This window comes from Mycobacterium sp. (assembly GCF_049647605.1).
In the GTDB taxonomy this organism is placed as follows: domain Bacteria; phylum Actinomycetota; class Actinomycetes; order Mycobacteriales; family Mycobacteriaceae; genus Mycobacterium.
Genome location: NZ_JBARXZ010000114.1, coordinates 1 through 17,853, shown reverse-complemented (window position 1 = coordinate 17,853; position 17,853 = coordinate 1). Strand labels below are relative to the sequence as shown.

The 17,853-nt window shown below is 66.5% G+C and carries 16 protein-coding genes and 2 riboswitches; of the genes, 2 read left to right on the top strand and 14 right to left on the bottom strand.

The window, feature by feature from the left end:
• A partial coding sequence (locus WBB07_RS14755) for a vWA domain-containing protein (RefSeq protein WP_526308915.1) occupies positions 1-1,028 on the top strand: 1,028 nt, incomplete at its 5' end.
• A gap of 4 nt (positions 1,029-1,032) precedes the next feature.
• Here WBB07_RS14755 and WBB07_RS14750 read toward each other — a convergent pair.
• From WBB07_RS14750 to secA2, 13 genes are all read right to left on the bottom strand, one after another.
• Entirely contained in the window at positions 1,033-1,635 is a 603-nt protein-coding gene (locus WBB07_RS14750) for a TetR/AcrR family transcriptional regulator (protein ID WP_526308913.1), read from the bottom strand.
• 37 nt (positions 1,636-1,672) lie between these two features.
• Positions 1,673-2,596, bottom strand: a complete 924-nt coding sequence (locus WBB07_RS14745) for an alpha/beta fold hydrolase (RefSeq protein ID WP_526308911.1) — start codon at positions 2,594-2,596, stop codon at positions 1,673-1,675.
• Positions 2,597-2,706: 110 nt separating this feature from the next.
• On the bottom strand, positions 2,707-5,550 hold the full coding sequence (gene gcvP, locus WBB07_RS14740) for an aminomethyl-transferring glycine dehydrogenase (RefSeq protein WP_526308909.1): 2,844 nt from the start codon (positions 5,548-5,550) through the stop codon (positions 2,707-2,709).
• A 30-nt stretch (positions 5,551-5,580) separates the two neighbouring features.
• Positions 5,581-5,694, bottom strand: a riboswitch (glycine riboswitch).
• A riboswitch (glycine riboswitch) is annotated at positions 5,695-5,792 on the bottom strand.
• A 207-nt stretch (positions 5,793-5,999) separates the two neighbouring features.
• Entirely contained in the window at positions 6,000-6,641 is a 642-nt protein-coding gene (locus WBB07_RS14735; RefSeq protein ID WP_526308907.1) for a MerR family transcriptional regulator, read from the bottom strand.
• A 258-nt stretch (positions 6,642-6,899) separates the two neighbouring features.
• Positions 6,900-7,394, bottom strand: a complete 495-nt coding sequence (locus tag WBB07_RS14730) for a bifunctional nuclease family protein (protein ID WP_526308905.1) — start codon at positions 7,392-7,394, stop codon at positions 6,900-6,902.
• Positions 7,395-7,530: 136 nt separating this feature from the next.
• Positions 7,531-8,265: a transcriptional regulator FtsR gene (gene ftsR, locus WBB07_RS14725; RefSeq protein WP_526308903.1), complete on the bottom strand. Its 735-nt coding sequence runs from the start codon at positions 8,263-8,265 to the stop codon at positions 7,531-7,533.
• Positions 8,265-8,744, bottom strand: coding sequence for a glycogen accumulation regulator GarA (garA, locus tag WBB07_RS14720; RefSeq protein WP_526308901.1), 480 nt, complete (start codon positions 8,742-8,744; stop codon positions 8,265-8,267). Before garA ends, ftsR begins: the two co-directional genes overlap by 1 nt.
• A 156-nt stretch (positions 8,745-8,900) precedes the next feature.
• Positions 8,901-9,296 carry a glycine cleavage system protein GcvH gene (gcvH, locus tag WBB07_RS14715; protein ID WP_526308899.1) on the bottom strand — a complete coding sequence of 132 codons (396 nt, stop codon included), beginning with the start codon at positions 9,294-9,296 and terminating at the stop codon, positions 8,901-8,903.
• A gap of 55 nt (positions 9,297-9,351) precedes the next feature.
• Entirely contained in the window at positions 9,352-10,164 is an 813-nt protein-coding gene (locus WBB07_RS14710) for a DUF881 domain-containing protein (protein ID WP_526308897.1), read from the bottom strand.
• A gap of 3 nt (positions 10,165-10,167) precedes the next feature.
• Positions 10,168-10,500, bottom strand: coding sequence for a small basic family protein (locus WBB07_RS14705; protein WP_526308895.1), 333 nt, complete (start codon positions 10,498-10,500; stop codon positions 10,168-10,170).
• 24 nt (positions 10,501-10,524) lie between these two features.
• Complete coding sequence (locus WBB07_RS14700; protein ID WP_526308893.1) at positions 10,525-11,439, bottom strand: DUF881 domain-containing protein; 915 nt, start codon at positions 11,437-11,439, stop codon at positions 10,525-10,527.
• Complete coding sequence (locus WBB07_RS14695; RefSeq protein WP_526308891.1) at positions 11,436-12,053, bottom strand: CDP-alcohol phosphatidyltransferase family protein; 618 nt, start codon at positions 12,051-12,053, stop codon at positions 11,436-11,438. The genes WBB07_RS14700 and WBB07_RS14695 overlap by 4 nt, the downstream gene beginning before the upstream one ends.
• Before the next feature lie 29 nt (positions 12,054-12,082).
• Entirely contained in the window at positions 12,083-14,425 is a 2,343-nt protein-coding gene (gene secA2 / locus WBB07_RS14690) for an accessory Sec system translocase SecA2 (RefSeq protein WP_526308889.1), read from the bottom strand.
• A gap of 217 nt (positions 14,426-14,642) precedes the next feature.
• Between secA2 and WBB07_RS14685 the strand changes: the two genes are divergently transcribed.
• Positions 14,643-16,544 carry an ABC transporter ATP-binding protein/permease gene (locus tag WBB07_RS14685; protein ID WP_526308887.1) on the top strand — a complete coding sequence of 634 codons (1,902 nt, stop codon included), beginning with the start codon at positions 14,643-14,645 and terminating at the stop codon, positions 16,542-16,544.
• Here the strand turns inward: WBB07_RS14685 and WBB07_RS14680 are convergent.
• Positions 16,532-17,853, bottom strand: a 1,322-nt coding sequence (locus tag WBB07_RS14680; RefSeq protein ID WP_526308885.1) for an FAD-binding protein, incomplete at its 5' end; no start/stop codon positions are given. The two genes, WBB07_RS14685 and WBB07_RS14680, sit on opposite strands and share 13 nt — an antisense overlap.

Genomic DNA, 17,853 nt, shown 5'->3' with positions numbered 1-17,853 from the left:
GCGATGGCAGCGCCGCGGTCCGCACGGTGCGCTCCGCCGCGCCGAAACTGGCCGACTCCAGTGCCGACACCGCGATGGCAGCGTTGCTCGACGGCTCCCCGTCCGCCGCCGATGTCCATGCCGTCGCGGTCACCGAGCAGCAGCTTTTTGCCCGCGGCAACGACCTGCCCGACGCCACCGCCACCCTTGCGGGCTGGCTGCCGCCAGGTCCGGCAGCGGTGGCCGACTTCCCGGCAGTGCTGCTCGACGGTGACTGGCTCTCCGACGAACAGGTCAGCGGCGCCAGCCAGTTCGAGCGGTTCCTGCGCAACGCCGACCAGCAGACCGAGTTCGCCGCCGCCGGGTTCCGCACCGAGGGCGGTAACCCGCCGAGCAATGACCTGCTGTCCTTCGACGAGCTGCCGTCGACGCTGTCGGTGGGCGACGGCGCCGAGCGGGTGTCGATCGCGCAGGTGTTGAGTGCACCGGCAACGTCGCCGGCGGTGTCGATCATGCTGGACCGGGCATTGGATGCCGGGCCGATCGGGACCGCCCTCAAGGATCGGATCGCGGCGCTGGCACCGACTGCCGCGGTGGCACTGACCACCTTCGACGGTGGTGCGAGCACCAGTCAGGTGACGCTGGGCGCATTGAGAGATGACGTCGGCGGCCAGCCGCGGGGTGCGGCGCTCGACAGCGCCCTGTCGGCGTTGGCGCCGGGCGCCGCGGGTGCCGTGTCGTTCACCACGTTGCGCAACGTGTACGGCGATGCGCTGACGGGTTTCCTGCCCGGACAGCAGAACTCGATTCTGGTCATCACGGCCGGCCCCCACACCGATCAGTCACTCGGCGCTCAGGGGCTACAGGATCTGATCCGGTCCAGCAGTGACCCGGCCCGGCCGGTGGCCGTCAACGTCATCAACGTCGGTGACGATCCCGACCGGCCGACGTGGGAGTCGGTCGCCGAGATCAGCGGCGGAAGCTACCAGAACGTGCCTGCTTCCACCTCGCCGGAGCTGGTGGCCGCGCTCGAGACGATGCTGCGCTGATCGACTAGCTGTCGGTCAGCCCGCGGAGCCCGCGGCGGGCCAGGGCGTTCCACAGCAGGATGCCGATGCTGCTGTCGGAGGTGCCGACCTCGAGGGAGGCCCCGACCAAGGCGCCGGTCCGCACCATCATCATCGCCTGCGCGGTTTCCTGAGGGTCGTCGTGCCCGATGTCGTCCAGGACCTCGGTCAGGAAATCGGTGAGCCACTGGCGCTGTTCGACTGCCAGGCGATGTGCCGGGTGCGCCGGATCAGCGAACTCGGCGGCGGCGTTGATGAATTCGCATCCGCGGAAGCCGGGCTGGTCGCGGTAGTCGTCGACCACATCGGCGATTGCTGCCAGCACTTTGCCCGGCTCATTTCGATGCTCGTCTCGCAGTGCACTCAGCGTCGCCCGTGCGCGTGAGCCGCGACGCTCGAGATACGCGGCGATCAGGTCGTCCTTGGTGCGGAAATGGCGGAACAGGGTCGCGCGGGCCACGCCGGCGTCGGCGACGATGCGGTCCACGCCGACAGCGTGCACTCCCACGCCGAAGAAAAGCTCATCGGCGGTATCCAGTACCCGGTCGCGCGGCGAGGAGCCGGTGTCCTTTTCTTGCGTACCAGTCACATTCGCCGAGTTTAGACATCGCCGAATGTCGACGTTCTCAACGCCGATCCACCAAGAAGTCCAGCAGGATCTGGACCGTCTCGTCGGGGTGTTCTTCGTAGATCCAGTGCCCCGAGTTGGCGATCACTTTTCCGGTCACGTCGGACGCGTACTTCTTCACCTGCTCGGGGACAAATTCACCGAGACTGCCGTCGGCACCGATGGCCAGAACCGGCATGGCGAGTAGGGTCCGCTGCGCCTCGGCAGCGTCCCTCATGTCCTGTGGCAATGCGCGGAACCAACCGAGGCCGGCCCGCAGATGCGCGGGATCCTCGAGATAGCCGGCGTATACCGCGATGTCGTCGGGGGTCACCGAGCCCTTGACCACTTCGAGCGCGTCGATGAACTTGGTGACCCACACCGATTCCTTTCCGGCGATGAGCTCCTCCGGGAATCCGTTCATCAGGTTGAAGAAACCGAAATGCCACGCCCCCGGCCCCTGTGCAGACAGCGCCGGAAATGTGTAGATGGTCGGGTCCGGGATCGGTGCTTCACTGAGCACGAGTTTGAGCACGTCATCGGGGTGTGCCGCGGCGTAGAAGTAGGCGACCATGGTTCCGATGTCATGTCCGACGAGGCGGATGTCCTTGTCCCGGCCGAGGGTGACAAGCAGCCCGTGGATGTCGCCGGCAAGAGTCGACTTGTCATACCCGGCAGCGGGCGCGTCACTGGCCCCGGCGCCCCTGAGACTCGGTGCGATCACCGTGTAGTGCTCGGCGAACGTCGGGAGCAAGTGTCGCCACTCGTACCAGGTTTGCGGATAGCCGTGCAGCAGAACCAATGTCGGCCCGCTACCACCGATCACATAGTCGATGCCGACACCGCCGACGGACTGCCGGTGCCGGGCGAAGCCGGCCGGAACCCGGTCTCCGGGCTCGGCCGGCTCAGGCGACGGCGGTGACTGGTTGTTGTTCGTCTTCACGCCGCCCCCGATCGTCAGCTAGACAGATCAGTCTGTCTCGCGGTTCACGGTACGACCGAATTGACGTGGCCGCAATCCTCGAAATCAGACTGCGGCCCCACCTCAGGCCGTCAGGCGAACGCCTCCACCGGCGGGCACGAGCACACCAGATTGCGATCGCCGTAGGCACCGTCGATGCGCCGCACCGGCGGCCACACCTTGGGCCGGTAGCTCTTGCCCAATGGGTAAGCGGCCTCCTCCCGGGTGTACGGGTGCTCCCACTTGTCGACGAGCAGGCACCCGGCGGTGTGCGGAGCGTTCCGCAGCGGATTGTCCTCGACACTCCACTGGCCGGACCCGACCTTGTCGATCTCACCGCGGATGGCGATCATTGCTTCGCAGAACGCGTCGACCTCAGCGAGGTTCTCGCTTTCCGTCGGCTCCACCATCAGGGTGCCCGACACCGGGAAGCTCATGGTGGGGGCGTGGAATCCGTAGTCGGCCAGCCGTTTTGCGACATCATCGACGGTGACACCGGTGGCCTTGGTGATACCCCGCAGATCGAGGATGCACTCGTGGGCGACCATGCCGTTCTCACCGGTGTAGAGCACCGGGTAGTACTCGTCGAGGCGGCGTGCAATGTAGTTGGCCGAGGCGATCGCGGTCAGCGTGGCGCTGCGCAGGCCGGCGGCTCCCATCATCGCGATATAGGCCCAGGTGATCGGCAGGATCGACGCCGACCCGTAGGGCGCCGCCGACACCGGGTGCCCGGCAGGCAGCTCGGGTGCCAGCGGGTGGCCGGGCAGGAACTGCGCCAGATGCGATCGGACCGCCACCGGCCCCACCCCGGGTCCGCCACCGCCGTGCGGGATGCAGAACGTCTTGTGCAGGTTCAGATGGCTGACGTCACCGCCGAATTTCCCTGGACGCGCCAATCCCACCAAGGCGTTCAGATTGGCACCGTCGACGTAGACCTGACCGCCGGCGTCGTGCACAGCTGCGCAGATATCGGCGATGTCGTGTTCGTACACCCCGTGGGTCGACGGGTAGGTGATCATCAGCGCCGACAGGTTGGCGGCGTGAGCGCTGATCTTGGCGCGCAGATCATCGAGGTCGACGTCACCGTTGGGCCGGCACGCCACGACCACCACCCGCATCCCCGCCAGTGCGGCGGAGGCCGCGTTGGTGCCGTGGGCACTCGACGGGATCAGGCACACATCACGGTGGCCGTCGCCGCGGCTGGCGTGATAGTCGTGGATGGCCAGCAACCCGGCGTACTCCCCCTGCGAACCGGCGTTGGGCTGCAGCGACACCGCGTCGTAGCCGGTGATGGCCACCAGCCAGGATTCCACTTCGGCGATCAGCGTGCGCAGCCCCGCACTGTCAGCGGCCGGCGCAAACGGATGTTGCCGGGAGAACTCGGGCCAGGTGATGGCCTCCATCTCGGCCACGGCGTTGAGCTTCATGGTGCAGGACCCCAGCGGGATCATGGTGCGGTCGAGCGCCAGGTCCTTGTCGGCGAGCGAGCGCAGGTAGCGCATCATCGACGTCTCGGTGCGGTACGTGGTGAACGCCGGATGCGTCAGGTAGTCCGTGGTGCGGGTCTCGATGCTGTTGCCGGTCACCGATTCCGGAGCTGACACTCCGAACACACCCGCAACGGCGTCGACGTGGGCGTCGGTGGTGGCCTCGTCGCAGGCCACCAGCACCTGGTCAGCGTCGACCTGCCACAGGTTGATGCCCACGGTCTTCGCCGCGGCCACCACGTCAGCGGCTCGCCCCGGCACCCGGGCCAGCACGGTATCGAAGAACCGGTCATGCACCACCGCGTCCCCGAGACCGGCGGCCAGCCGGGCGGCGTGAGCGTGCACCCGCCGGGCGATCCCCACCAGACCGCCGGCCCCGTGATAGCTGGCGTACATCGCGGCCATCACCGCCAGCAGCACCTGCGCGGTGCAGATGTTGCTGGTGGCCTTGTCCCGGCGGATGTGCTGTTCACGGGTCTGAAGCGACAGACGGTAGGCGGGGGCCCCGTCCGCGTCGACGGAGACTCCGACCAGACGGCCCGGCAGCTGGCGAGCATGTTTGGTGGCCACTGCGAGATAGCCGGCATGAGGACCGCCGAAGCCCATCGGCACCCCGAACCGCTGGGCGCTGCCGAACGCCACATCCGCGCCGATCTCTCCGGGCGGGGTCAGCAATGTCATGGCCAGCAGGTCGGCACCCACCGCCACCAGGGCGCCACGGTCGTGCGCTTCATCGATCAGGGCACTCCAGTCGGTGATCCGCCCGCTGGCACCCGGCAACTGGACGATGACACCGAAGAACTCGCCTTCGGGTAGCCCGTCACGCAGGTCGGCGGTGACGATCTCGATGCCCAGCGGCTCGGCGCGGGTGGCCAGCACAGCTGCGGTCTGGGTGAAGACATCGACGTCGACGGCGAGACGGACTGCTTTACCGCGCACCGCGCGCTGCATCAGCGTCATAGCCTCGGCCGCGGCGGTCGCCTCGTCGAGCATCGACGAGTTCGCGATGTCGAGCCCGGTCAGGTCGGCGACCATGGTCTGGAAGTTCAGCAGCGCCTCCAACCGGCCCTGGCTGATCTCGGGCTGGTACGGCGTGTAGGCCGTGTACCAGGCGGGGTTCTCCAGGATGTTTCGCAGCAACACCGGCGGGGTCAATGTGTCGTAGTAGCCCTGCCCGATCATGGACACGGCCACGGTGTTGGCGTCGGCCATGGTGCGCAGCTGATTGAGCGCTTCGTGTTCGGATACCGCCGGCGGCAGTTGATCGAGCCCGGGGGCGACACCATCGGTGGTCAGGGCGTCCAGGATGCCGGCAGGCAGCGCCTTGGCCGCCAACTGGTCGAGCGAGTCCACGCCGATGACGGCGAGCATGGTGTTGATGGCAGCGGCGTCTGGACCGATGTGACGGTCGGCGAACAGCGGTGTGCGGTCATCGAGCGGGGCGACCATCGGACTCCTTGCGGCAGGACGGAATTGTCGTCCTCCCCCTCTGTCGTCGACCCGAGTCGCGGGCGCCTGAGAGATTCGGCCGTTACGCCTTTCCCCATGGGCGGGCGGCCCGATGTCGGCGGTCGCCACTTTCCAGAGGCATCGTGGCCGGGTGCGGTCCGGGGGCCTGAGAGATTGACGGAGAGGTGTTGCTCCTTCGGCGTCTGTGACTGGCGGCCACAGAACTCTCCCGCACAAGGGCGATGCATTGCCGATGATACCGCTGTACCAGGTCCAGCGCCGTCGACACCGGCACCATGGCGCCGGTGGATTCCGCCGGCCTCAGGCCCGGCCAACCGATCTCCGGCGGGGGCCGGCGCTTCGACAACGAGTTCGGTTGTGTCCAGGCCACTTTGGCGGGAGCAAACAAAAAAGGCCGCATGCGCGGCCTTCTTGTGTCGGTGAAGCAGTCAGCCGATCTTGCGATCGCGGGTTTTGCGTCGTGAGGCCAGTTCGTCCTCCGGCGCGGCGATGGACTCACCGCCGTCGGCCCGCTCACCCGGGAAGTCGGCGATCGCCCCGGTGAGTTCCCGCATCGCACCCGAGACTGCGATACCGAACACGCCCTGACCGCCCTGCAGCAGGTCGACCACTTCTTCGGCGGAGGTGCACTCGTACACGGTGGTGCCGTCGGAGAACAGCGTGATGTTCGCCAGGTCCTGGACACCACGCTTACGCAGGTGGTCGACGGCCACGCGGATGTTGTGCAGCGAGATACCGGTATCGAGCAACCGCTTGACGATCTTGAGGACGAGGATGTCCTTGAAGGAGTACAGACGCTGGCTGCCGGATCCGGCGGCACCACGGATCGAGGGCACCACCAGCGAGGTCCTGGCCCAATAGTCGAGCTGCCGGTAGGTGATACCGGCGATCTGGCAGGCGCTGGGCCCGCGGTAGCCGATCAGTGCATCCGGCACAGAGTCGTCGGGAAACAGGCCACCCTGCACCGGCTCTGTGAGTACCGGCTCCGAACCCGTCGAGTCGTTGGCTGTCCCCGAGTTTTTCCCTGAGGCCAGTAAGTCCAACTGCTCCTGACGTGGCTGCTCGCCCACCTGTAGTCCTCTCGCCGATCGGTCTCGTCGTCCGCTGCCGTCACCGACTGCTGCCCGAGCACGAGCGCTCTGAGCATACGCTTCTCGACAGGTCCCCGATGCCATCCTGAGCCCATCTTGGTGACCAGTATGGACCGGGATTTACCTCCGACACCCGCCCCGCCGGGCGTGTCGAACAGGTTCTGCCAGTTGAGACGTCTCCGTGACTGTTCCGCCACCGGAACGATTCCTGGACTGTCCCGCGCACTCGAAGTGCGATCAGGTGGCCTTGAAATCGTCCGGTGAAATGCTGTCGAGGAACTCCTTGAACTTCTCCACCTCGTCCTCACGGACGGTGCCGGTGGCTTCCTCGTCGCTCTCGTCGGGAATCAGCAGGCCAGCCTCGGCCAGCACCGCCTCCTCGACATAGATCGGCACTCCCACCCGCAGCGCGATGGCCACCGAGTCCGACGGCCTGGCCGAGACCTTGATATCGCGGTCGAAGATCAGGTCGGCGTAGAACGTGCCTTCCTGCAGATCGACGATCCGGACCTCTTTGAGTGAATGCCCCAGCGCCGCAATGACGTCACGAATGAGGTCGTGGGTCAGCGGGCGGGCAGGTTCGACACCCTGCTGTTCGAGCGCGATGGCAGCAGCCTCCGGTTGGCCGATCCAAATAGGTAGGTACCGGTCACCGTTGGCCTCGCGCAGCAGCAGCACCGGCTGGTTCTGAGGCTGCTCGACGCGAATGCCGACCACACGTACTTCACCCATTTGTGTCTGCCCTCCGCACTATCCGTGCTGCTCGACCTGGCCGGTTCTGGAACCCTGGACTGACACGCTGCCGAACCGGATTGTGTACCCGTCCAGAGCCGATCCAGATCACCAACCGTCGGACGAAGTCTAGCGCTCAGCGGTTGAGAACGTCGCGCACAGCTGACTTCACCAACGATGTGTGCAACGTGATGGCCAGGGCCGCAACCTCACGCGCCAGATCGTCGGCACGGTCGCGGGCCCCCGCCTTGTCCGTCTTGACCACCGGTCCGGCGATCTGGGCGATGAGATCCGACTGCCGGTCGGCGGCCGACCGGAAAGCCCGCAGGTGGCGCGGTTCCACGCCGTATTCGGCAAGCGCGTGGGCGCACTGCAGGATCGGAACGGAATGCTCATCGAAGAGCCCGGCGGGGCCGGTGCCGATCACACCCGCCTTCAGCAGTGCCGACAAGGTGTTCTCGGCATCGCGAACGGGCAGACCGGATTGTTCGATGACGTCTTCGCGGCTCAACCGCACCCGGGCCGGTGACACCGACACCGGCAGCTCGCCGGTGTCGGAGACCAGAGTCGGTACCCCATACGGAGACCCAGTGCCCGGCAACGCACCGTCGGGCTGTGCGTCGAGTTGCGCCTTGATGACCTTGAGAGGCAGATACTGATCGCGCTGGGCGGCCAGGATGAACCTCAGCCGGGCGCAGTCGTATGCCGTGAACCTCCGATACCCCGACGCGGTACGCCCAGGAGTCACCAACCCTTCGGCTTCCAAGAATCGGATCTTGGAGATGGTGACGTCCGGGAAATCGGGCCGCAGCGCGTCGAGCACCGCGCCGATCGACATCCCGGCAAATGCCGGAGTATCGGGAGCGGTCACTAGCTGCTAGGTCCCCCGTCGTCCCCCTTGGGGCCGGTCAGGAAGACGAGGCGGAACTTACCGATCTGCACCTCGTCGCCGTTGGCCAACACCGCCGAATCGACAGGTTCACGATTGACGTAGGTGCCATTGAGGCTGCCGACGTCGACCACCTGGAATTCCGCGTTCTCCAGCCGGAACTCCGCGTGACGACGACTCACCGTCACATCGTCGAGGAAGATGTCGCTGTCGGGGTGCCGACCGGCAGATGTGCTGGCCTGATCCAGCAGGAAACGCGAACCCGCGTTGGGCCCACGCTTGACGACCAGGAGTGCCGAACCGACCGGCAGCCCTTCCACCCCCGAGACGGCGCCTTCGCCGCTGGTGCTGGGAGGTGCATCCAGTTCGTTGAGGAAGTCGGCCCGGAAGACCGACGTCGTCTCGACCGTCACCTCATCAGACACCTGGTCAGCCCCCGGGTTGCTGTCCTTGTCCGTCACACGCGCTCCTCACTGGCTGCTGTGGCGTTTACCGCCGGTGGACCGTGCTTGCCTACCACCGCGATACCGACGTTACCGCGCTATCGGCACTCACGCGCCCACCAAGGCAGGAAACACGGCTGGCAGGCACCCTAACAGCGATCGGCACTCGAGCGGTCATTCGGTCAGGGTGGCGCGGTAGGCCTCGGCGTCGAGCAGTGCACCCAAAGCCGCATCCAACTCCCCTGGCGCCACCTTCAACTCCAGCAACCAACCCGCGTCGTACGGATCGGAGTTCACCAGGTCGGGGCTGGCCTCCAGATCACCGTTGACGGCAACCACTTTCGCAGTGATCGGGGCGTACAGATCAGAGACCGATTTGGTGGATTCGACCTCACCGAACGTGTCGCCGGCCGTCAGCTCGACACCCACGTCGGGCAGCTGAACAAATACCACGTCGCCGAGCGCGGACTGCGCGTAATCGGTGATACCGACCCGGACGGTGTCGTCGCCACTGCGGCGGACCCATTCGTGCTCGGTGGTGTAGTGCAGATCGGCGGGGATCTCGCTCACGATCGGTTCTCACTCCCTCGGTGATCGCTCGGCTCGAGCGCATCGGGTTGGTGGTTCATTTGACTGGCTGAGCGTATTGGCGCGGTTTCGGTTGCCGCAAGGTGGTCACGTCAACACGTTCGGACTGCTGGATCGTCATGGTGCCTCCCACCCGCTCCACACTGTCGACCGCACCACCGGGTATGTTCATCGCCGCGGCCAGCGTGGGCGGATCCCCAATCGCCAGAACCGAATACGGTGGGGCGAGTACTTGGTCGTCGATCGCCAGCGCCGCGGGGCTGCCGACCACCCAGGTGTCGACGCCCACCCGGACGGCGCCGGCGGCGGCCCGGATCTCCATGGCCTCGGCACCGGCGGCACGCAGTTCGTTGATGACGTCGAGCATCGTCTCCGGCGCCACTCCCCGCGCCGGGTCGTCGATGGTCACCACCACCCCCGGCCCGGTGGCGCCGACCGTGCCGATCAGGATGGACAGCGCAGCCAGCCGGGCGCGGGCGTTGTCGATGGCGGCCTCGTCGGAGTTCCCCGAGGCCTGCAAGGTGGCCAAGGTGCGCTGCAGCTCGGCGACCTCGGTGTTCAACGCCGCCTCCCGCTGCTGCAGGGAATCCAGCAACACCAACAGGTCGGCCGGCCGTGCCGACTCCAGGGAGTCACCGGATTCGGTCTGCCGGACCTGGGTGGCGATCGCCACCCCGAGGACCAGGCAGAGCAACACGGCCAGGACCCCGAACACCATCTGGGAGCGGGTGCGTGGCGGCGACGTTGTGGTGTCGGGGGGAAGCTCGTGCCGGCCGTGCTGGCTCCCACCCGCCGCCCCGTGCTGGCTCCCACCCGCCGCCCCGTGCTGGCTCCCGGACTGTTGCTCCATCCGTCACGCCCCGAACAGTCGCCGGCGCAACGCCGCTGCGTTGCCGAAGATGCGGATCCCGAGCACCACGATGATCGCGGTGGACAGCTGGGTCCCGACGCCGAGTTGGTCGCCCACGTAGACGATCAGCGCCGCCACCAACACGTTGAACACGAATGACACCACAAACACCTTGGCGTCGAAAATGCCCTCGAGATAGGCGCGTAGGCCGCCGAACACCGCGTCCAATGCGGCGACGACGGCGATCGGCAGGTACGGCTGGATCACCTCCGGCACGCTGGGCTGGAACACCAACCCCAACACGATGCCGACAACAAGCGCGGCGATACCGATCACGTGCAACTCCCCACAGAACGCATCTCACGGGCCAATCTGCTTGGCGAACTTGATGTCTCGAATAGTTCCGGTCGGCACCGTGAGACCTTCTCCGGCGCTGACCGTCACTCCGACGCCGTAGGAGGTCTCCAACAGCCGCAGCCGCAACAGTCCCGGACTCCGGTCGAAACCCTCACGCAGGGTGTTCGGCGGTCCCAGGGCAACGATGTCGTAGGGGCTGGCAATCGGATGATTGTCGACCAGGATGGCGCCGCCCGCCTGCCGGATGGTGACGTTGGGGCCGACGCGGATGCCGTCGACGGCGATGGCCTCGGCCCCCGCTGCCCACAGTGAGTTGACGACCATCTGCAGGTCGCGGTCCAGGATCACCTGTCTGCTGCCGGGCAACCGCTGCTTGGAGACGTCGGTGAGGTCCCGGGTCGCACCCGGGTCGGTGACGGTGACGGTGACACCGGGCCCGATCATCGGGGTGCTGCCCGCCGGCAGGTTCAACACGTCGAGACCGGTGAGCAACTGTTGACCTTCGGCGTCGTCGGCGAGTTGGCGCCGCGCGATCTCGTCGACTTCGGCAGCCAGGGTGTCCCGTCGGGTCGCGAGGTCGTCATTGGTGCCCTCCGCGGAGCGCACGCTGCCGGCCAGCACGTGCTGGGCTTCGCTGACGCCGGGTGCGGTGGATCTGGCCTGTGCCGCCGCGACGGCGAACACCGCGGCGATCAGCACTGCGGCCAGCGCCTGCCAGAACCGGCGCCCGGCACGTGACGGGGGCTTCGCCGATTCGGCGCGAGCCTTGGCCGCAGCGGCGTAACCGGGGTCCAGATGCTCGGACAGCAACGACCGCAACAGCGATGGCACCGGCAGTTTCTGCACCGGGCTGCCGCGGCGCCCCTGGTATCCGGCTTCGGAGTCGTACCCGCCGAGGGTGCGGTCGGAATCCATCACCGGCGCGCCTTGGAAACCTTGGGTAGCTGTCGCACCACCAGAACGAGCTGGATGACATAGAGCACAAATGCCCACAGGTACATCCCGATACCCCAGATCAAGAATCCCCACCCGCAGGCACCGATCACCCTGCTCCACAACGCATCCCATTGCCCGAGCAAGATCAGCGGAAACGCCGTCATCAACGCGAAGGTCGCCGCTTTGCCGACGTAGGTCACCGGCAACGCCGTCAGCCCACGGCTACGCAACACCGGCAACATCAACGCCAGCAGCCCGTCGCGGACGATCAGCACCGCGATCATCCACCACGGGATGAGGCCGGCAAGACCGAATGAGATCGGGATGGTGATCATGTAGAGCCGGTCGACGGCTGGGTCCAGCAACTCCCCCAGCCTCGATGACTGGCCTTGGAACGATCGGGCGATCTTGCCGTCCAGCCAGTCCGAGGCGCCGCTGAACATCAGGATGCCGACAGCCCAGGCGTTGGCCGCGGCCTGGTCGGTGCCCAGCAACAGGTAGACAAAAACCGGGATGAGGATCAGCCGCACCAGGGACAGCAGGTTGGGCACGGTGAACACTCGATCACCGATGCCGCCCCCCGGTGCAGCCGTCATAGGCGTAAACCTATCCAAGAAAGGCCGACCTATCTGAAGATGCCCGGCAGGCTGAGCGCAGACAGCGTGTCGTCCTGCAGCGGGTTGTCGTGGACCATGTAGGTCCACGTGGATGTCGGCCGCGCCAGCTTGGAGAGATCCAAGCCGGGTTGATCGGTCAGGATGTCGGCGGTCTCGAACGTCTGCTGGGCGGCTTCCACCGCGTCGGCAGCCAGCGAGGTGAAGGCGTCGACGGCCATCCGGTGGAACTCGTCGAGCGGGTTCTGCCGGCCGAGGGCCCGCAGGTGGATGCTCTCCCGGATATCGGCCAGGAATGCCTGATGATCGGCCCACCCGCGGTCCAGGTGGTACAGCATGATGTGCCGGCAGATGCGTTCGAGTTCCTGGTCCGACACCGTTTCGTTGAGTTCCGCGTAGCGGTCCGGCGCCAGCTCCTTGAGCTCCTCGAGGGCGGTCGGCGTGGACAGCAACGTGTTGCGGCGGTCGACGATGATGGCACGTTGCTGCGCGATCAAGTGGTTGTAGCGCCAGGTGTTGGCGTGCACGTCGAGCAGCCGGCCCTCCGCGATGCGCTGGGCATGGTCGATGAGGCTGGCCGCTTTCGAGCTGACGATCCGGCCTTCGTCGTCGGTTTCGCTGGGCAGCTTGTCGGGGTCCAGGTGTGAGGCGACGACGGTGTCCTCCCAGCTGGCGAAGAACACCGACGATCCCGGGTCCCCCTGGCGGCCGGCGCGGCCGCGCAGCTGGTTGTCCAGCCGCTCGGTGGTGTGCCTGCCGGTGCCGACGACGTGCAGACCGCCGAGTTCGACCACTTCGTCGTGGGTGCGCTCGTCGGAGCCACCGAGCCGGATGTCGGTGCCCCGACCGGCCATCTGGGTGGACACGGTCACCACACCGAGCGCGCCGGCTTCGGCGATGACTGCGGCTTCCTCGGCGTCGTTCTTGGCGTTGAGGACCACGGCGGGGACTTTCCGCTTCACCAGGCGTTCGTGGAGTTCCTCGGACTCGGCGACATCGTGGGTGCCCACCAGGATCGGCCGCCCGGTGGCGTGCATCTCCTGGATGTGGGTGATCACCGCGTCGATCTTCGCCGCGGCGGTGATGTACACCCGGTCCTGCTCGTCTTCTCGGATATTGGGAGTGTTCTGCGGAATCTGGGAGACGCCGAGCTTGTAGAACTGCCGCAGCTGCTCGCCGGCGGCCAGCGCGGTGCCCGTCATCCCGCAGACGGTCGGGTACCGGTTGATCAGCGCCTGAACGGTGATGTTGTCGAGGACCTCGCCGGTTTCGGTGGTTTCGATCCCTTCCTTGGCCTCGACCGCGGCTTGCAGACCGTCGGGCCAGCGCTGCAGCGAGGCGATCCGACCGCGGGAGGCGTTGATCAGGTGCACGGCTCCGTCGCGGACGATGTAGTGCACGTCCCGTTCGAGTAGCACGTGGGCGTGCAGCGCGACATTGATCTCGGTCAGGGTGGTGCCGACGTGCTCCTCGGAGTAGATGTCGATGCCTCCGAGCGCCTTCTCGAGTTTCTGGGCGCCCTGCTCGGTCAGATGGATGTTGCGCCGATCTGCGTCGGCCGAGTAGTCGGTACCGGGCACCAGGCTGCCGACCAGCTCGACGATTTCCAGTCGTGGCGTCTCCCGGTGGGTGGTGCCGGCCAGCACCAGCGGCACCAGCGCCTCGTCAACGAGCACCGAGTCGGCTTCGTCGATCAGCGCCACGTCCGGGTTGGGTGAAACCAGGTCTTCGACATCGGTGACCAGCTGGTCGCGCAGTACGTCGAAGCCGATCTCGTTGACCGAGGCGTATGTGATGTCACGCTGGTAGGCCTCGCGGCGTTCCTCGGCAGTGGAATCGCCGGTGATCCAGCCGACCGTCAGCCCCATCGCTTCCAGCAGCGGGCCCATCCATTCGGCGTCCCGGCGGGCCAGGTAGTCGTTGACGGAGATGACGTGCACGTGGCGGCCGGCGAGCGCATATCCGGCCGCCGCGATGGCACCGGCCAGGGTCTTGCCTTCACCGGTGGCCATCTCGACGACGTCACCGGCCAACATGCGCAACGCGCCTTGGAGCTGGACGTCGAAGGGGCGCAGCCCGGTCGCCCGGTCGGCGGCTTCGCGGGCGATGGCCAGGAACTGGGCGATATCGGCGGAGTCGGCGAGCGCCTCCAGGTCCAGCAGCTTTGCGGCCTTGCGTAGCTGTTCGTCGTCGAGCTCGGCAGCCTTGTCGTCGAACGCCGCCGAGTCGCGCACCTCGTTCTGGGATTTGGTCGCGATCTTGTCCGAGCTGGCACCCAGCATCTTCCAGAACCGGCCGGAGAGCCGGCCGGGTTTGGTGTCGCCGGATTTGGTCTTCGATGAGGTGCGTGCCACACGACAACGGTACGCGGCCACGCCTACAACCCAACGAATGTGTCAGCACGCGACACGCCGGCCCCAGCCGGGCAAAGGGAGGCGATCTGGCCGACACCCTGGCGATCCACCTGAGTGCAACATTCGCCTGACGGCCCTGCACGCGGTTCTCGACCCGGCTGCGGTAGCTTCGCCGAAGCGAATCGGCGTCTGGGACGCCCCGGCACCAGGAGTCACATTGTTCGAGCAGTCGATCGACTGGGCCGACCAGATCGGTGAATCCCTGTGGTGGATCACCTGGGTGTGGGCCGTCGCGGCGCTGGTGACGGTGGCGACGCTGGCGACGCTGCTGCGGTTCACCGGGTGGGGTCGTCAGTTCTGGCGGGTGACCGGCGACTACTTCAAGGGACGCGAATCCCTGCCGGTGTGGGGATTGCTGGGCATCTTGCTGTTGTCGGTCGTCGCGTCGGTTCGGCTCGACGTACTGCTCAGCTACTTCTACAACGACCAGAGCACGGCACTGCAGGTGGCCTTCAGCGGTGTGGCCTCCGGCGACGAGGCGGTCCGCCAGTCGGGTGTCGAAGGTTTCTGGACCGCGATGAAGTTGTTTGCGCTGCTGGCCACGGTGCACGTGGTCCGCACCATGTTCGACATCTATCTGATGCAGCGCTTCATCATCCGGTGGCGGGTGTGGCTGACCGGCCGGCTCACCGGCGACTGGCTCGATCATCGTTCCTATTACCGCGGCCGATTCATCGACGAGACCATCGACAACCCGGATCAGCGCATCCAGCAGGACATCGACATCTTCACCACCGGCGTGGGAACCACACCCAACGTCCCGCAGTACGGCACCGGCTCGGTGTTGCTGTTCGGCGCGATCAGCTCGGTACTGTCCGTGGCGTCGTTCGGCCCGATCCTGTGGGGACTGTCCGGCCCGATCGAACTGCTGGGGGTGACGATCCCCAAGGCCCTGTTCTGGATCGCGATCGTCTACGTGGTGCTGGCCACCGTGATCGCCTTCTGGATCGGCCGGCCCCTGATCCGGCTGAGCTTCCTCAACGAGGCCCGCAACGCCGCCTTCCGGTACGCCTTGATCCGCCTGCGGGACATGGCCGAGGCGGTCGGTTTCTACCGCGGCGAACGCGCCGAACGGGTCCAGCTGGAAGGACGCTTTGCCAAGGTCATCGACAACTACCGCCACTACGTCCGCCGCACCATCGGCTTCACCGGCTGGAACCTGACGGCCAGCCAGGCGGCGGTACCGCTGTCGACGATCATCCAGGCGCCGCGGATGTTCGAAGGTGAGATCACCTTCGGTGAGCTCACCCAGTCCGGCACCGCGACGTCGAATATCTTGGCCGGGCTGTCGTTCTTCCGGAACGCCTACGATCAGTTCGCCAGTTTCCAGGCCGCCATCATCCGACTCAACGGCTTGGTGGAGTCCAATGACCGTGCCCGGCATCTACCGGAGCTGGCGACCGCCGACAGCACCGACTGGAGCGTCGAGCTCGATCAGGTGGAGGTCTGCACTCCCGCCGGCGAGGTGCTGATCCGCCCGGTGAATCTCCGGCTGGAACGCGGTCAGGGGTTGGTCATCACCGGCGTCTCCGGCGCCGGCAAGACGACACTGCTGCGCAGCCTCGGCCAGTTGTGGCCCTTCACCACCGGAACGCTGCACCGGCCCGGCGGCCGCAACGAGACGATGTTCCTCTCGCAGGTGCCCTATGTGCCGCTGGGTGACCTGCGGTCGGTGGTGTCTTATCCGACGCCGCCGGGCGACATCTCCGATGCCGAGTTGCAGCGTGTCCTGGTCCGGGTGCAGTTGCCGAACCTCACTCACCGGCTCGATGAGGAGCGCGACTGGGTGAAGGTGCTCTCCCCCGGCGAGCAGCAGCGTGTCGCGTTCGCGCGGGTGCTGCTCACCAAGCCCAAGGCGGTCTTCATGGACGAGGCCACCTCGGCGTTGGACGAGGGGCTGGAGTACACCATGTATTCGACGGTCCGCGAAGCGCTTCCGGACATCATCATGGTCAGTGTCAGTCATCGTCCGAGCGTCGAGCAGCACCACGAGCAGGAGTTGCACCTGCTCGGCGGTGGTGAATGGCGGCTGGGTCCGATCGAACCTCAGCCGGCCTGAGGCCGCGCAGCGGCGGCGTGCTCGCCCGCCCGTCTGCCGAAGAAGGAACCTTCGCCGAGCTGAGTGCCGCTGGCGTATCCCTTGCCGTCCTGGGCGATGTTCGACGCACCCGCTCCCGCCGCGTAGAGCCCGGCGACGGCGCTGCCGTCCTCACGCAGCACCTCGCCGTCGATGGACACCTTCAGTCCGCCCATCGTGAAGCCGGAGTACATCGCCCGGCCCAGTGACAGGTCGAAGGCCGCCCATGGCCCCTTGTCCTGCGCGGCAAGGTAATCCGGCTGTTTGTGGAAATCGGGGTCGACGCCCGCGGCAGCGTTGGTGTTGTACCGGTCCAGCGTCGCAGCCAGGTTGCCCGCCGGAATGCCCAGCGCGGTCTCCATCTCGGCGACACTCTCCCAGCCGTCGATGAACTTGATCAACGGCATTTCCGGCATCTGCATGTGGGCCTCGTCGACCACCAGGTACGCAACCTGGTCGGGCTGTTCGAGGACAAACGCCGAGGTGCGCGAGTGATAGGAGTCTTCGGCGACGAAGCGCTTGCCGTCGGCGTTGACGATCACGCCGGTCAACAGGATCTCGGGTGGGTAGGCCGCGGCGGTGATGAACAGCTGATCGAGGTTGGTGGCCACCCCTCCCGCGGAGACACCGAGCCCGATGCCGAGCCCGTCGTCGTTGGGGTTGCCCAGGATGTAGGGGGCGACCATGCCGTGGTGTTTGGTCTTGCGCTGCTGGCCGAGCGCCGGGGTGTACTCGGCCACCATCTCAGCGTTCATCGCGAAGCCGCCGGCAGCGATGATCACCGACTTGGCCTTGATCTCACCGGTTTCGGTGAAGTGTTTCCAGCGCACACCGACCACGGCACCGTCGTCGTCGGTGACGAGGTTGATCGCCCCGGTCTCGTAGCGGATCTGCACACCGAGGTCGACCGCGCGTTTGAGCAGCAGGTCGATCACCATCGCTGCACCACCCAGTTCCCCGGGCACCGGTACCGAGTGCCCACGCGGGGCCGGCGTCGCCTGCTCGCAGAACGGCCACACCTTCTCATTGCCGGTGTAGGACAGTCCTTCGGTACCGGGGGGAACAACAACCTTGCCCGGGTAGTAGCTGCGTTCGAACTCGAATCCGAGTGCTTCGAGCCACTCGAAATGCTCGACGCTGCCGTCGCAGTAGGCACGGATCTTGTCGTGTTCGGGTTCGCGAGACTGCGAGACCAGGTACTTGTACATCTCCTCGGGCGAGTCCTCGTGCCCGGTCGCTTGTTGCACTGCGGTGCCGCCGCCCAGGTAGAAGTGGCCGCCGGCCATGGAGG

What these genes read in the sequence shown, in the direction of transcription:
- WBB07_RS14730 (WP_526308905.1), bottom strand. Translation starts at nt 7,394, where the DNA reads ATGGGTGAAGTACGTGTGGTCGGCATTCGCGTCGAGCAGCCTCAGAAC.
- gcvP (WP_526308909.1), bottom strand. Translation starts at nt 5,550, where the DNA reads ATGGTCGCCCCGCTCGATGACCGCACACCGCTGTTCGCCGACCGTCAC.
- WBB07_RS14710 (WP_526308897.1), bottom strand. Translation starts at nt 10,164, where the DNA reads ATGGAGCAACAGTCCGGGAGCCAGCACGGGGCGGCGGGTGGGAGCCAG.
- WBB07_RS14695 (WP_526308891.1), bottom strand. Translation starts at nt 12,053, where the DNA reads ATGACGGCTGCACCGGGGGGCGGCATCGGTGATCGAGTGTTCACCGTG.